This window comes from Rhodococcus sp. AG1013, assembly GCF_003350365.1.
Classification (GTDB): domain Bacteria; phylum Actinomycetota; class Actinomycetes; order Mycobacteriales; family Mycobacteriaceae; genus Prescottella.
The window spans coordinates 1-1,071 of record NZ_QQAT01000052.1; the positions used below are offsets into that span (position 1 = coordinate 1).

A 1,071-nucleotide genomic window follows, 5' to 3' on the forward strand; every position below is an offset into this window, starting at 1 on the left:
GTCAGGCGTGCTGGGTGAAGCCGACCTGGCCGGGGCGACGGTTCGGGGCGTAACCGAGCTCGGCGAGGGTCTCGTCGGCGTTCGCGTAGGTGGTGCCGATCTTGTAGATGTCGCGAGCCTCCTTGCCCGTGGCAACCTCACGGCCGAGCTCCTTGGCAACCCGCACCAGCTGACGGACCTGCTCGGCCGAGGTGATCTTGACCTCGCCGCTCGGCGCCCACAGGTTGTCCTCGTTACCGCAGCGCGGGTGCAGACCCATCGCGATCGCCATCGTGTTCACCGGCAACACGCTGCGCATCAGCGTCTCCAGCGTCAGGCACGCGCCGTCCGGAACCCGATTGATGAACTGCATCATGTTGTACGGGTTCGGGCCGTCGAAGCCACCACCGATCGCCACCCAGGTCAGGTTCAACGGACCGGTGTACACGCCCCGACGGATCAACCGCTCCACCGTCTCGAGCTGCGGAATCGACGAAAGCTGGAAATGCGGCTGGATCCCCGCCGCCTGCAGACGACGCAGGTGCTCCTCGACCCACTCGGGGCCGGCGGGAACCGTCATCTCACGGTAGGTCGAGGCGAGCTCGGCGTTCTCCAGCGAGGTGCCCTTGATGTCACCCGGCGTCATCAACTCCATGATGTTCATCTGGCTGGTGTTGATCGCGATCGTGACCTGATCCGGCTTCGGATCCAGCTCGGCGAGCATGTGCCGGACATCATCCGAGAGCCACTTCGCATCCGCGCCTTCACCTTCCGGCGCGAACGAGATCGAACCACCGACCTGCAGGATCATGTCCGGCACCGCCTCACGCAGGCGACCGAGGAGCTCGTTGAACTTCGACAGCCGCTTGGAGCCCTTACCGTCCTCCTCACGGACATGGATGTGCAGCACCGTCGCGCCGGCCTCGTAGCAGTCCACCGCCTGCTGGACATGCTCGTCCATCGTCAACGGCAGATCCTCCGGGAAGTCCTCCACCGCCCACTCCGGGCCGTACGGCGCGACAGTGATAACCAGCTTCTCCTGGTTCTCCGGGAACAGTGCGTCATCGTGGAAATGCATTGTGTAACTCCGTT

Annotated in this window: 1 protein-coding gene; it reads right to left on the minus strand. The window is 64.5% G+C overall.

Annotated features, from left to right (window positions below):
- Nucleotide 1: 1 nt before the first annotated feature.
- Entirely contained in the window at nt 2–1,057 is a 1,056-nt protein-coding gene (locus DEU38_RS27940) for a 3-keto-5-aminohexanoate cleavage protein (RefSeq protein WP_114724619.1), read from the minus strand.
- Between the last annotated feature and the right edge of the window lie 14 nt (nt 1,058–1,071).